Origin of the sequence: Endozoicomonas sp. (assembly GCF_031844845.1) — a bacterium.
In the GTDB taxonomy this organism is placed as follows: Bacteria; Pseudomonadota; Gammaproteobacteria; order Pseudomonadales; family Endozoicomonadaceae; genus Endozoicomonas.
Genome location: NZ_JAVRMB020000161.1, coordinates 1 through 14807, shown reverse-complemented (window position 1 = coordinate 14807; position 14807 = coordinate 1). Strand labels below are relative to the sequence as shown.

Sequence of the window (14807 nt, the reverse complement as noted above, 5' to 3'; positions counted from 1 at the left end):
CGTAGCAGTACCTTTATCATCTCTGCAATTCTTAGTCCTTGAACATCTGCGCAGTTACCCAGCTGGCCAGATACATAATTCACAAAGTTCTCAAAAACTGCTGGCAGCACCACATAGAAATGGCACGCCCTCCTCAATCAGGTTACCCAATCCAGAAACGTTCTCACTGGAAATTCTCGATATTATTTTTGGTCGGTCTTTCCGAGAAATTGTCATCCTGTGTCTGTGAATACGGCTTGAGATAATTATCAATGAACTCTCTGTATTCTGGACTAGACTTGCACATAATTTCCTTGCGAGATGATAAATTCCGCGATTTTTATAGTCGTTTTGCTCTTGGGAATGTTTTTTCGTGGATGGCTTCTTAACTCAGCACCATTGATCCATAAATAGCCATGAGGCCCTTCCTACCCATGAAAACTTTCTTAACATCAATACTGAGAGCAACATACAACTCTCAAATCAAATATCAATAATCAGATCAACTACAAGAATGACGGAGTGACGACATGCCCGATTTAAACACTCAGCTTCAACAATATTATGGACCGAAGCTTCAACTGCCAAAGCAGGTTACAGAGGGGGACTATAGTTTTGAGTCTGCCAAAGGCCACAGCCAAGGCATGACCATTACTCTATCCTGTAATAACTGTAAATATATTGTAACCACCGAAGCCTGCCTGCAAAAAGAATCAGGAATCTGGTTAAAATGTACTGAACCAGAGTTCAACCATGCTTCAAAATGCATCACTTTAATTAAGTGCAACGAAAAAATTGTTAACAATGTAAACTCCACAAAACCGAGCACTGGCAACACTAATAGCGCTCAATTTACAGAACATAAACGAGCAGGTAATTTAAGCTATTACAATGCCGGTACTCCACATACAACAAATATAAAAGCGATGAATTATGAAAACTACACAAACCGACTTAACTCGTTCAATAATCCTGAATGGAATAGTCAATCGTCCAGCAAGGCTCATAGCGCAGTCAGTTTGGCATCAAATTTTCATTATCGTGGAAAGGGTGATTGGATTAGCTGCTCAATATGTCATTTAGATATAAAAGACTGGAACGGGAAAAACCCCCTGCTCATTCATCAGCAAATAACAGCTATACCATGCGGAGACATAAGCCCCAAACCCAATTATAAAAGTGTCAGCCAATGGTTATCAGCAGATAACAAAATAAAATGCTCGGATTACTTTAAGTCGCTGAATAGTGACCAAAAACACAAGAATCTAAAAATGCTTACAAAGTGGACTATTGATTCCGGCAAGCCTTTTTCATTAGATTATTTACTTGGCTTTGCCGATACAAATAAAATCAGCAGCATTACAACTACAGAAAGCCAGCAAGAAGTTGGAGCAATCATGTATGCAATAAAAATGATGCAATCTGGCTGCCTGAAGGCATTACTAAACTCCGAAAAGGTAGACCGGCAGGCTGATTTAAACAAGGTTTATCACAATGAGGACGGAGATAAATTATCCCCTGTGGAATTGGCGAATCAACAGGAACGAATAGACATGGTTAACCTTTTAACCCCTTGCTACGAGGGAGAAAATAAACCACTTAAACTTCATGATGCAGCAATAAATAATGACGAGAATCAAATTTCCCAGCTGGTTAAAGAAGGTTTTGATATCAATTCGCAGACCGCATCCTTTAAGTTAACTCCTTTACATCTTGCAGCAATGAATGATGCCAAAGCAGCTTATGATGCATTGATTAATCTCGGTGCTAACCCATCACTAAAGGACAGCAAAGGTAAAACAGCAGAGGATTGGCAATCTAACAAGAAGTGATCAGTCGATGAAAAACACCATAACGATCTTAATCGAGGCTGTAATTAAAGTCCCGGCAACCAAGAATTCCTAAGAACCTACCAATACTCAGCTACTCGTTATATAAGATTCACAAAATATAGCAATTAATATTTATTATTGGAAATACAAAACAAACTATTAAAAGGTAATCCGGCCTTCCGGATTACTCTGTATTTTTTGTCGATACCAGCCAAATGGAAAAGCACTGTCATGTATCTCGATAGAATTACAAAGCAACTCGAAATTATACAAGAGCAAGATGAAACAGATGCAGAACTTAACTGTAAACAGAAAAGTCCAGCCGAGAAAAAATCAACAGATAACAGTCCACTCAATGTAAGCCCAACCAGTCAAGATCAAAGAAAATTTGGCTGCCGAGCTGTTGCCACCGTTAAAAAAGCTGATGGCCAAATTGGGAACTGCATGGAGAGCCTGAAGACCAGCCCATCGGGTGGAACGTTCATTACCACAGAAACTAACACAAAACGAACATCAACAACGTTTATACCTGGAGACGCCCACTCCCGTCACGATGGCAGAATACATGATCCCGCTGCAATTGACAGACACAATTTGGGAAATATAATTGCTCAAACGGCCACTCTACAAGCAAATCTGCAAGCCATGCTTACTAGTGCAGGTAATCATCAGAAGTTGGAGTCGCCCCATGAGTCGCCGGAAACAACAGAGAGAGCACAGATACTCAATAGCGCTTTTGAACTCCATGCAGGCATGCTGCATATTGGTTGTGAGCTTGATACACTTCTAAATCAGGCCAGGCAGGAGAATCAGCCTCAGGAAACTATTAATCAGTTGCAACAGCAAAAACATACTCATTCGCTTGCTCACCTACAATCTACTCTTGATACGCTGAAACAACTCAATTCTAATCATGAGCTACATCAACATTTGGCAAATTTCATTGCAGAGCTTAACGAGATTGCAGCCAATTCTGCTCAACAGCCCAATGAAAGCAGAATAGCCACTTGTGAAGATGGAATTATGCCAACCAATCAATTAGTTACCGCCGGGATTGAGCCCGAGTCCAGTCAGAGTTTATCAAAACAAGCCCTCTCTTTCTGTAACAGAAGTAAGGCCGGTATCAGCAGAGTCGCAATTGGAACGGCCCTGACTGGTTACGGCATTTATTCTCTCACTCCTGATAAGTCCGGGCAGGCCCCTTCCTCTGCTACTGCTGATACTGGTACTTCTGTCTCGCCATTACCCACCGAATTGCCTGATAATGGCAATAATGCCCATACAATAACTACTGGCATCTTTTTGGTGGGTAGCGGAGTCGGACTGTTAACAACAGAGCTATTGTCCTGGTATTTTTCCAAAGCACAACCCGCCTGCGTGGCATGGGGAAATAGATTATGTGACATTTGTTCTCCGTCCGGCTCTGTCCGATTAAACCCGGCACCAGATGACTCTGCCACTTACACTGTCAATTCCAATGTAGTTTTACCTTAGATATTTTCTATTTCATCCCATAATTTCCGCAGGCGTTTATCGGATACCGGAAAACGCGTCCCCAGTTGCTGGGCAAAAAGCGAAACCCGGTACTCTTCAATCATCCAGTAAAACAGCTGAAGGTTCGGATCAACAATCTTGTGCTGAGTATGGGCCTCAAGCCGTTTTTCATATTTTTGCTGAAGTACTGCCAGCTCTTCCGTCCAGACTCTATCCTTGTTTACCTGGGCTGGTAACTTTTCCAGCCTGACCTCAATCCCTTTAAAGTAGCGCGGATAGTGGCTCATCCACTTCATGTCTGCATCGGCCATAAAGCCGGGACGTAACAGCCTTTGCAAATGCTGTTTGATATCAGCCAGAGCTAATGCCTGGTCGAAGCTGATCTTCCCTTTCAGCTGACGACTAATCCCCTGGGCTATACGAAAGACCTCATTAACAATAGGATCAAGCTTTTCTGCAAAAGGGACAATGTCACCTTTATGACTCTCAAGCAAAGCGACAAATGACTCTCGATTTCTTGGTAGATCCTGGCTTTCAGTCAGATATACGCCGCTGATAATCAGGTTTTGCAGATCATCCTCCAGCTGATTCTGATTAATCAGGTTTGTTGCCAGCAACTTGGTTTCTTTAAGCTTTACCATTTTACTCAAGGCAAACTTAAGCTGGATCGACTGTCTGATTCTAAGAAGACGCGTAAGCCCTTTTCGGTTTTCCAGGTCAGCCATAGCCCGACTTTCAAACAGCTGAACCGCGACAGAATCCCGCTGATCAACCAGGGCAGGGTAAGACTTAAGCACTAAACCACCCGCCTTACGGGTTATCTCATAAGGGAGTTCACCACAAGTCCAGTCCAGCAGGCCTTCCTGCTCAAGATGGCTTTTTGCCAGCTTCCGTATAGTGTCCTGAGCCTGGTCTGCAAACTGTTTGCGCAACTGATTGAAATCCCGCCCTTGTCCAAGCAGTTCACCATCTTCATTAACCACGCGGATATTCATCAACAGATGGGCGTCAAGACCTTCAGGATTCCAGTGCTCTTCCAGAATACGTACCCCCGACATACGGGTTAACTGTCGCCCAAGTATTTCCGTTAAGGACTCATCACAGGCAGAGAGCGAATCAAGGGCTCCATTGACAAAATCGGGTACGGGTACAAAGTTCTTTCGCACGGGTTTTGGCATGGATCGAACCAGCGCCACACATTTATCAAACAGCATGCCCGGCACCAGCCATTCCAGACGATTTTTAGGTAGCAAACGCAACGCTTCTACCGGCACCGTCAGGGTTACACCATCATCCACTTCACCCGGCGCAAAGTGATAGCTCAGGGGAAGCTCAAGCCCCTCCCAGCGAAGTCGGTCAGGATACCGGTTCACCGTCACATGTTCGGCATCATGCTTCATCAGATATTCTTTAGTCAGATGAAGCAAATCAGGCTGCTGTCGCTCAACCTCTTTTCGCCACTTCTCAAAACCGGCGCCATTACAGATATCTGCCGGAATCAGCTCATCGTAGAAGTGATAAAGCGTCTCACTGTCCACCAGAATATCCCGACGACGTGATTTCGCTTCCAGTTCATCCACTTCTTCAATCAATGCCAGATTGTGCTTCTGAAATGCGCCCTTTGAGTCAAAATGCCCTTCTACCAGTGCTTCACGGATAAAAATCTCTCTGGCAACCACCGGATCAATAAGCCCATAGTTAATCCGGCGACGTCCAATAATAATCAGTCCATACAAGGTCACCTGCTCAAACGCCACCACCTGGGCCCGCTTCTTTTCCCAGTGAGGTTCAAAATAATTTCGCTTAACCAGATGAGAAGCCAGGGGTTCAATCCATTGGGGCTCAATTTTTGCATTGGTTCGGCCAAACAATCTGGATGTTTCAACCAGCTCAGCGGTGATTACCCATTGTGGCTTGCGCTTGAAGAGAGTCGATGCAGGAAACAGATAGAATCGGCGATTTCTTGCGCCCATATAATCCGCTTCATCATCTTTACTACCCAGCTGTGATAAGAGGCCAGACAAGAGAGACTTATGAACATCGCCATAACTGGCCGGGCTGTCATTAACTCTGAATTGAAGGTCTTTACAGGCCAACGTCAGTTGTCGGTGAAGATCCCGCCACTCCCGCATTCGCATAAAAGACAGAAACTGCTTATTACAGTATTTGCGGAGCTGATTCTGCGACAGTGCCTGCCGCTGCTCTTCATAGGCCTCCCAAAGATTTACGTAGGTCTGAAAATCAGAGTCATCATGAAAGAATTCACGATGCCGCTGATCTGCGGCCTGCTGCTTATCCTGTGGGCGCTCCCTGGGATCCTGAACCGCCAGGGCACTGACAATGATCAACGCCTCATGCAAGGCATTATTCTTATGGGCTTCAATCAGCATACGACCCAGACGGGGATCTACTGGCAGTTGCCCAAGCTGCCTGCCTGCAGGCGTCATCAGGCGATCGTTACCAACCGCCTCCAATTCCTGAAGCAGCTTGAAACCATCGTTAATCGCTTTGCTATCCGGCGGATCAACAAATGGGAAAGCGGCAATATCCCCTAATCCCATCCGCAGCATCTTCAGAATAACCGCCGCAAGATTGGTTCTGATGATTTCAGGATCGGTATACTCAGGACGGGAAAGAAAGTCTTCTTCAGAATAGAGGCGAATACAGACACCTTCAGCAACACGGCCACAACGCCCCTTTCGCTGATTTGCCGATGCCTGGGATACCGCTTCTACCGGTAGTCGTTGAACTTTCGAGCGAACACTGTACCGGCTGATTCGAGCCGTACCCGGATCAATAACATAGCGTATACCCGGAACCGTCAGAGAGGTTTCTGCAACGTTGGTCGACAGTATTACACGACGACCTGAGTGTTCATGGAAAATTCGGTTCTGTTCTGCCGCTGAAAGCCGGGCATAGAGTGGTAATATCTCGGTATGTGGCAGCTTTGCATCTCTCAGGAACTGGTGGGTTTCCCGAATTTCACGCTCACCACTGAGAAACACCAGCACATCACCCAGCCGCTTGCCTTTCCCTGTACGCTCAATAGCGTCTATTTCTTCCAATGCGGCCAGAACGCCCTGTTGTAGCCGCTGATCAGCATCCCGACCTTCCAGCTCAAGATCTTCAAGAGGGCGGTATAGCGTCTCGACCGGATAGGCTCTACCGGAAACCTCAATCACCGGTGCATTGTCAAAGTGTTTTGAGAACCGCTCAACATCGATAGTGGCCGACGTGATAATCACTTTCAGATCCGGCCGTTTTGGCAGAATCAGTTTGATGTACCCCATGAGAAAATCAATATTCAGACTGCGCTCATGGGCTTCATCAATGATCAGTGTGTCATAGCGATTAAGAAAGCGGTCATTCTGAATCTCTGCCAGCAGAATACCGTCAGTCATCAGTTTTATCAGGGTCGTTGCTTTGGAGTGGTCCGTGAAACGAACCTGATAACCTACCTGCTCTCCAAGCGTTCCCCGCAACTCTTCAGCAATTCGATTGGCCACAGAGCGCGCAGCCAGACGGCGGGGTTGAGTATGGGCGATAGAACCGAAGATACCTCGTCCGGCTTCCAGACAGATCTTTGGCAACTGGGTTGTTTTACCCGAGCCAGTCTCCCCCGCGATAACCACCACCTGATGCTCCCGGATAGCCCGGGCAATATCATCCTTTCGATCAACAACTGGCAGCTCCAGATCATATCGAACCTCAGGCAGAGCCGAGCGTCTTTGCTCAACCAGCGCCAGAGAAGCTTCAATCGTCTTCTGAAGACGATCCAGACCTGCATTATCACCGCGTTTAAGCCGGCGCAATTGACCACGCAGACGATACCGGTCACGGATCATGCATTGGTTGATGGACTGACGCAGCTGTGTATCAGAAAAGCCGTCACTCAAGCCGGATACTCCCGTTAGATACTCTCGTTGGGTAGAGCGAGTATTACTTTAAACCATTGGAGGAAGCGGCCAGAATGGCCGCCTATTTCAGAAGTTCATCAACTCTGACGACTGGCCAGCTCTTCATCACGCAAATGACGACGAAGAATCTTGCCAACATTGGTCACGGGCAGTTTATCTCTGAACTCAACCTGCTTCGGCACCTTATAGCCCGTCAAATTTTTTCGGAAAAAGAGAATCACTTCTTCACTGGTCAGTTCCGGATTGCTGGACACCACAAAAACTTTGATCGCCTCACCAGCGCGTTTATCCGGCACACCAATAACCGCACACTGTGTTACATCCGGGTGGGCAGAAAGAACGTCTTCCAGCTCATTGGGATATACATTAAACCCGGAAATGCAGATCATATCCTTTTTACGATCAACAATAGTGACATAACCCTCTTCATCAATACGGGCAATATCACCGGTTCTCAACCAGCCATCCAGCATGGCTTCTTCAGTAGCCTGTTCACTCTGCCAGTAACCCTTCATCACCTGAGGGCCTTTTACACAGAGTTCACCCACCTCACCAATCGGCAGATCCTGATCATCATTGTCCACCACTTTCAGCTCACAGGAAGGCACTGGCAGGCCAATGGTTCCCAGCTTGATTTTTCCCAGCGGATTAATGGTCACCACCGGGGAGGTTTCCGTCATACCATAGCCTTCACAAATACGACACCCGGTCAGGTTTTCCCAGCGCTCAGCCGTATCCAGCTGAAGGGCCATCCCACCTGAAATGGTGTTTTTCAGATGAGAGAAGTCCAGTTGACGAAATGCTTCCTGATTCATCAATCCCACAAACAGCGTGTTCAAACCAATAAACATACTGAAGGGCTTGCCGGTAAGATCCTTAATAAAGGACTTCATATCCCGGGGATTGGTGATCAGCATATTATGCTCACCCAGCAATACGGCGACCATGCAGTGAACGGTAAAAGCAAAGATATGATAAAGCGGCAGTGGTGCGATAATCAGCTCTTCACCTTCCCGAAGGTTACCGCCCACCAGCGCCTTGACCTGGAACATATTGCTGAGAATATTCCGGTGAGTCAGCATTGCTCCCTTGGCAATACCCGTCGTACCGCCGGTATATTGCAGGATAGCCACATCATCGTTTTCCCGGCGAACATCGGCACAATGATGCAGGGCACCACACCTTAAGGCCGTAGTAAACGACACCGCCGAAGGTAAAGAATATGGCGGCACCATTTTCTTAACGTGCCTGACCACCAGGTTCACCAGCGTGCGCTTGAGCGGTGGCAACATATCGCCAACCTGCGTTACTACAACCTGTTTAATGGCCGTCTTGGGAATCGCCTTTTCAGCCATGTGGGCCATGTTGGCCAGCACAACCAACGCCTTGGCTCCAGAATCCCTGAACTGATGCTCCATTTCACGTTCGGTGTAGAGCGGGTTGGTATTGACAATAATCAAACCGGCCCGAAGCGCACCAAAAACCGCGACCGGAAACTGCATCACATTGGGCAACATGATGGCAATACGATCACCCGGTCGTAAGTCCGTATGATGCTGCAAATAACTGCAGAAGTGACCACTGAGTTCATACAACCGGGCATAACTCAGCTCATGCCCCATATTACTGAACGCTGGCTTGCCGGCAAACTTGCGGGTACTGTATTCCAGCACATCAATAATCGAGCGATACTGCCCAACATCAATCGTTGCAGGAATGCCTTCCGGGTACTTGTCTTTCCAGAAACCGGTGGTCATGGGATAAGCCTCCCGCATCCATGATGAAGCTGTATAGAATAAAAACTGGCTCGCAAACTCTTCAACCTGTGTTGCTAACTGTCTTGTAGACCGTCTTGTAAAAAAGAAGATTTTACCAAGCAATAACAGCAAAAAGTCTTAAGCGGCGACGTCCGAATAACGGCAGTACCGCACTGATCTGAACCGATGAAGTCAAGCCAGAGATAGCCTCTGCGATTTCATGGTAAACAGAAGAAAGATTGCTGTTTTTTTATCACATTGAAAATTTTTCGAGACTATCAGTTTTCCTCTGTTCCTGATAGATAACCTGCGGAAAATACCTTCACAACATTCTTTTCAGGATGATTTTTAAGGACAGCCCTATGTCATATCCACAACCTGTATTTTTTCTGGAGAACAGCACAGACAAGCACCGCATTCCAGTATACCAATGGCAGCCTGTAACGGGTGCAAAAGCCATCGTACACATCAGCCACGGTATGGCAGAGCACAGTGGTCGCTATCAGGAACTGGCTAACCTGTTAACCTCGCAGGGCTTTATTGTCTATGCCCATGATCACCGCGGCCATGGAGCAACCATTACAAAAGCGGATGGCATATCAAATCAGGGTCATTTTGGAGACCGGAATGACTGGGACAACGTTATCCATGATCTAAAGCATGTCGTTGACTCTATTATTTCCGAACATCCGGGAATCCCCTGTTTTCTCCTTGGCCATAGCATGGGCAGCTATATTCTTCAGAGCTACCTGAGCAGGTACAGCCCCGACATCAACGGCATCATTCTTTCCGGTTCAAATTATGTACCCAAACCTTTATTAACCCTGGGCAAAGCCATTGCCAGACTCGAGATATGGCGACAGGGAACGTCTGGTAATAGCCCTGTTATTCATCAGATGACGTTTGCTGACTACAATCGAAAGTTCAAACCCAATATCACCGACTTTGACTGGTTAAGCCGTGATCCTGAGTCCGTCCAAAAATATGCGACCGACCCCCTTTGTGGATTTGCCTGTACCAATCAGCTTTGGGCCGATTTGTTTCAGGGTCTGCAGGAAATCTGCTCACTCGACACACTGGCAAAAATCCATCAGCAGCTTCCGATTATGATCATTGGCGGTGATAAAGACCCGGTGAGCGCGCCCAATGGGCTCAAACGTCTGGAGAAAGCATTTACCGCCTCCGGCCATGAAAACACCCTCCTGAAACTCTATTCTGGTGCCCGCCATGAGTTATTTCATGAAGTGAATCGTCAGGAAATCCATGGGGAACTGATACAGTGGCTGGAAAATCATCTCTGAGGTTGGCAGCATAGAGGAAAAATGCCGTCTTTTTTGCCCCCCACTTTGGTAAAAAATCGATGAAGTAGATTATCAATCTGGCTATTCAGCATTTCCATATGCTCCGGGAAAAGATACAGGGTTCGCTCACTCTTTTTTGGTCGTGTACAGAGCCCTTTGATAATCAGGATCAATGGACTTGTAGCTGTAATAAATCCTGGCTTTCTCTGCAAGCTTTTCAGAATATGATGGTGATATCATGGCACGTACGCTGTATATGTGCCCCATGCTGCTAAACATACAACGAAACCTGTGTTTCAGGTATGCCTGTTTTTCCTTACCACTGTAATAGCTCTTCGCCAGGATGCCGAGCGCTCTCTTATATACTTCTGACGGCAAAATTTTTGCATTTATTGTGTCAAGATGAAGCAGTCTTGAAAGTGCCTTCAATATAAGATTTTCTGCATAATGAGAAACCATTCCAACCTCAGCCATATCATCCTGACTCTTCATACTATATTTCGACATAACCGAACTAAATAAATCATCCATAGAGTGAAGCAGTGTCCAGGCTAATTCCTCATAAATCCGCTCAACCCCGATAACCTGGGATCGCTCAGCAACTGAAAAAAAATTACTGTAAATAGCCAGTTCTTTTTCAAGGTTACATGCCCGTCTGGCCTGATGGATACTTTTCAGTATTCTAATTACCCATCGACTACGATTTTCCTGAAAAATACTATCGTACGAATCCATTTTCTTTTTGTATCCAACAGTCGTCCAGCCTTCTTCATGCTGACTAATATCCGGAATACTCCTGCTATGCTGATATACGAATTTACAAACAGGCTTCTTTATATCTAGACGATTTTTAAAATAATTGTCATCTACAGAAAGGGATGACAATACCGGTTGACGGGCATTTTCTTGGATTTTTGCGCCCAACAGTTCATGACGAGCCACTTTAATCGTCAATGTCGATATTTTTCCTGCCGTGATCACCTTTCTGGAAGCAGTCGCCCCCGAAGAACGTTTTTTCTTACTACCACCTCTTTGTTTTTTACCTCTATCCGTTATTTTATTTTTACCTGCGTTTGAGAAGTCAATATCATCATTACCGGTAACTTCCTGACAAATGAAGACAGAGCTCTCCGGGATATCCAGCATTAATTCAGTAGATTTATTTTCTATTGATTTTAATTTTGCCAACCGTTGATACATGTCGGCTTTTTCCTTCCATATCTCGGCAACTCCAGCAACATAACTTTCCCAATGTCTTGCCATATTTCTGCAAGCATCTGCTGCGTTCTCAAATAAACCTGCTTTAGTAAAATAGTTTGCTGCTAAAGCCCAATGTTCCTGAAATCCACACTCCGCTGATTTCTTGTAGCAATTAGCCATTTTTCCATACTCAACCCTTGACACCGGTTTCTTTTTTTTGTTAATTGACACCTCTTTGATCAGTCCATCGAACGAATGTAATAAACCGTTCAACCAGACCGGATTTTTTTTCAATATGCTATTTTGAATTTTTCTCTCAACCTCCCCTGTTTTTTGTTTATCGTATCCCGTTGCTGCAGATAAGCAATCGTCAATCACATCCAGAATACAAAATATCGTCCAACTATATTTACCTATGATATTTTTGACATGACGCTCAAGATAGTCCTTGACCGTTATCGGACAAGCCCTGTTTAGATAGACATATTCAGAAGTAAAACGATATATAAATGCCAACATCGTGCCTAGCGGATTTAGATTTACAACCTTGTCAACAAACACCCCTATCACGCGCACATCAAAATAGCCAAACCGTACAACATCACCAATGGAAAAAAAGTAAACCGGATCAAGTCTTTCATTTTTTCTTAGATAATTAAACATACCCTCAAGTGTATTGACTGCCATCCTGATATTCCCAAAATCTGAAAGCCCGGGAATAACTCCTGAATATAAACAACTTAATACGCTCCCTATTTCATAATACTTCTCAGCCAATCCTTTTTCTGATGACAACTTCAACAGATCGCAAAAATCACGCTTGTTAATTTTTTTTTCGCTATACAATTCAAAATAAGAGGAAATTCTGTAAAGCGCCAGCAAAATCCTCATTTTCTTTATGGCAAATTGTTCATCTTGCTTTATAACTCGCTGAAAAAAAAGCTTCGCCATTTTTTTTTGCTTTTTAGCCAGGAATGTAACAGCCATATCCCAAATATCCTGGCTACGATAGTCTTCGCTCAACGCTTTGTTTTTTTCCATACAGTGTTCTACAGGCTTACCCTTCAGATTCTTCCATTTCAACTCATCTGATATATCTAATATTTTTAATTCATTCTCGGGAATATTGATAACTCTTTCGAGAAGGTCATCGGAATTCATTTTCTCATAAACTTCTGTTGATTCATACATCACAACAAATTCAGGAATCACATAAGTTTTCCCTTTCTTCTCGACACACTCATCAGAATCCTTTTCATTTGTTAATAAAGATAACTGGGGCTTCCTTATATAATGAGTGAAAAAAGCCTGACACAACCAATCCTCAGCAACCCCTTTGAACGAATCCGAAAAAAAAACAGTCGCCAGATGGCTTGCCTGAGCACACCAGAATTGAATATCAGGATACGCAGTCGGCACCAGGGCATTTTGACTTAATGATGGAACCGCATCGGACAGCATTAAGGGTTTATTTCCTTTAAAAGCTAATGACCGTACCGATCGACTGGAATGCAAGCCCGCATAAAAAGCGGTGACTGGTGAGGCAAACAGACATTGAGAATAGCGTTTACAGACATCAACCGGATACACTTTTCGCGCAGGATTTAACGTTCTGGCAATGGCAGAAAAATTTGACGATTGATATATCCCCGCGACAGTATCTGAAATGGGTTCTTTAATGGTTTTTATCATAATAAAATAGTTGAGTATTTGTTTTAATCTACATTTGACTATTCATTCAGGGAAAAGTTCCAATCCTGTGTGTTCAAGGGGTTAGCCTGATTTTTCCCCGTCAAAAAAAACCGGTAAATACTCAGGCTGAACCGTTGGGAGGAGGCAGGGCGGTAGCATAAGATGTACGATAGTTTAGATTATTTGTTTGCTCATAATCCTCAATATTGCTGGTAGCACACTCTCAGACATTCAACACCCTTAAATTCAGGCAGGATTACTAAAAAAAGTCAAAACATTAGAAATTGACATAATAAGCCACTGGCCTCATAAAAAGCTTGTATTCTGCACTGCTTCTGCAGTCTGGATTTAAGCAAGTTAATCAGTCAGGGTAAAACTGCTCAAGCACAAGCTTGGTTCGATAGTCCTGATCTAATCCGGCAAGCTCGATACGGCCAGCCATGCTCTCCTTCTCAAAGTAGCTGCTCAGTTTGTGAGCATTGAAACACCATCGCCTTACTGTCGCAACGTTCTTTGCCGCGGTTCGTTCATGGATTTTGGAGGCGTCTTCTTTAAAGCTGACATCAAGCGACAGATGTTGTCCATTCTCTATACTCCAATGATTGCGCACTGCTGCCAGCACACTGGATGCTGTCATCTCCCGACTCTCTATATAACAGTGCACCTCAGTTGTTTGTTTTTTGCCGATCAATCTGTCTCTCTGGATAACCGAAAACTGCTTAAGTCCAGGCCATTCATGCTTTGGGTCTATATCATCAATGTTGTTAAAAACCCAGCAGCGCCGGTGTTCGTAACGCCCCCGATTTATCTCAGTAGATTCTGCAAAGGCGGGGACGTCATCAGCAGGTTCCGGATCATCTGAATGTTCTTCAATATACTGTGTAAAAACTGCCTCGATATTACTGCACAGCGTTCGCTGGTTGTCCTTGCTTGGCGCACAACAGGTAATCAGCTTTTTTATCAATGATCTTTTGGCAGATTTTTTTTCTGACAGCCCATAGCGTCACTGGTAATCAAAGCTCCTTCTATAACAAGCATATTGAGGACTTCTGGAATAGCAGTGATCTCGTTAGATTTCTTATCTACGGGGGTAAAGCCTAATATAAGCTTTAGCTCCGAGCTGTAAGCACAGACCATATGAACCAGCTTCTTTCCTTTAGCCGGGCGAGAGCCACGCAAAGCCTTGCCGTCAATAGCTATTACATTGTCGTTTTTTTCTGGGTGAGGCCCCATTTTACGGGCATTTATCTCTGATACTGTGTCGCTCACCCAATCGACAAATAGCTGAGTAAAAGATTCTGGGTCAATCAGTGAACATACTGTTCTTATAGTGTGACTGGTGGGAAAGCCAAATTTGTAAGGAAAAAACAGACGAAACCAGTTTCGGTTGTATTTAGCGAACCGTGCCATGCCTTTCCATGTAGTGTAACCACTCAAAACACTGACATAAACGATAAACAATACTTCTGAAAGTGGGTACGTAACGTGAATATCGCTACGTGGCTCAGTCAGCGATTGAATCCTGATGATCATTGGTGTGTAGTTGGCCATTATCATACCTTGAGTGACACCGCAGGTATGTTAATAGTACATATGTACATCTCATGCTATCGCCCTGGAGGAGGAGGAGAAGGA

8 protein-coding genes are annotated in these 14807 nt (G+C 44.8%); 3 read left to right on the top strand and 5 right to left on the bottom strand.

The genetic code is table 11. The annotated features are described in order from the left end of the window. The first annotated feature begins 509 nt into the window (after positions 1–509). Both RM811_RS08205 and RM811_RS08200 read left to right on the top strand, forming a co-directional pair. Entirely contained in the window at positions 510–1811 is a 1302-nt protein-coding gene (locus tag RM811_RS08205; RefSeq protein ID WP_402522788.1) for an ankyrin repeat domain-containing protein, read from the top strand. 231 nt (positions 1812–2042) lie between these two features. After that, a complete protein-coding gene (locus RM811_RS08200) occupies positions 2043–3305 on the top strand; it encodes a hypothetical protein (RefSeq protein ID WP_402522786.1) in 1263 nt (420 codons plus the stop codon). Here RM811_RS08200 and hrpA read toward each other — a convergent pair. Beyond that, positions 3302–7201, bottom strand: a complete 3900-nt coding sequence (gene hrpA / locus RM811_RS08195) for an ATP-dependent RNA helicase HrpA (protein ID WP_402522784.1) — start codon at positions 7199–7201, stop codon at positions 3302–3304. The genes RM811_RS08200 and hrpA overlap by 4 nt on opposite strands. 98 nt (positions 7202–7299) lie before the next feature. Next, positions 7300–8979 carry an AMP-binding protein gene (locus RM811_RS08190; RefSeq protein WP_402522782.1) on the bottom strand — a complete coding sequence of 560 codons (1680 nt, stop codon included), beginning with the start codon at positions 8977–8979 and terminating at the stop codon, positions 7300–7302. A 362-nt stretch (positions 8980–9341) separates the two neighbouring features. Between RM811_RS08190 and RM811_RS08185 the strand changes: the two genes are divergently transcribed. Then, the gene (locus RM811_RS08185) at positions 9342–10280 is read left to right on the top strand and encodes a lysophospholipase (protein ID WP_402522780.1); all 939 of its coding nucleotides are present in this window, start codon (positions 9342–9344) and stop codon (positions 10278–10280) included. Positions 10281–10406: 126 nt separating this feature from the next. Here RM811_RS08185 and RM811_RS08180 read toward each other — a convergent pair whose 3' ends face one another. The 3 genes from RM811_RS08180 to RM811_RS08170 all read right to left on the bottom strand — a co-directional run bounded on the left by RM811_RS08180 (position 10407) and on the right by RM811_RS08170 (position 14723). After that, complete coding sequence (locus RM811_RS08180) at positions 10407–13172, bottom strand: hypothetical protein (protein ID WP_402522778.1); 2766 nt, start codon at positions 13170–13172, stop codon at positions 10407–10409. Between the two features lie 361 nt (positions 13173–13533). Then, positions 13534–14136: an ISAs1 family transposase gene (locus RM811_RS08175; protein ID WP_402522776.1), complete on the bottom strand. Its 603-nt coding sequence runs from the start codon at positions 14134–14136 to the stop codon at positions 13534–13536. Continuing rightward, complete coding sequence (locus RM811_RS08170; protein WP_402522774.1) at positions 14133–14723, bottom strand: ISAs1 family transposase; 591 nt, start codon at positions 14721–14723, stop codon at positions 14133–14135. Before RM811_RS08170 ends, RM811_RS08175 begins: the two co-directional genes overlap by 4 nt. Between the last annotated feature and the right edge of the window lie 84 nt (positions 14724–14807).

What these genes read in the sequence shown, in the direction of transcription:
- RM811_RS08205 (WP_402522788.1), top strand. Translation starts at nt 510, where the DNA reads ATGCCCGATTTAAACACTCAGCTTCAACAATATTATGGACCGAAGCTT.
- RM811_RS08200 (WP_402522786.1), top strand. Translation starts at nt 2,043, where the DNA reads ATGTATCTCGATAGAATTACAAAGCAACTCGAAATTATACAAGAGCAA.
- RM811_RS08190 (WP_402522782.1), bottom strand. Translation starts at nt 8,979, where the DNA reads ATGACCACCGGTTTCTGGAAAGACAAGTACCCGGAAGGCATTCCTGCA.
- RM811_RS08185 (WP_402522780.1), top strand. Translation starts at nt 9,342, where the DNA reads ATGTCATATCCACAACCTGTATTTTTTCTGGAGAACAGCACAGACAAG.
- RM811_RS08180 (WP_402522778.1), bottom strand. Translation starts at nt 13,172, where the DNA reads ATGATAAAAACCATTAAAGAACCCATTTCAGATACTGTCGCGGGGATA.
- RM811_RS08170 (WP_402522774.1), bottom strand. Translation starts at nt 14,723, where the DNA reads ATGGCCAACTACACACCAATGATCATCAGGATTCAATCGCTGACTGAG.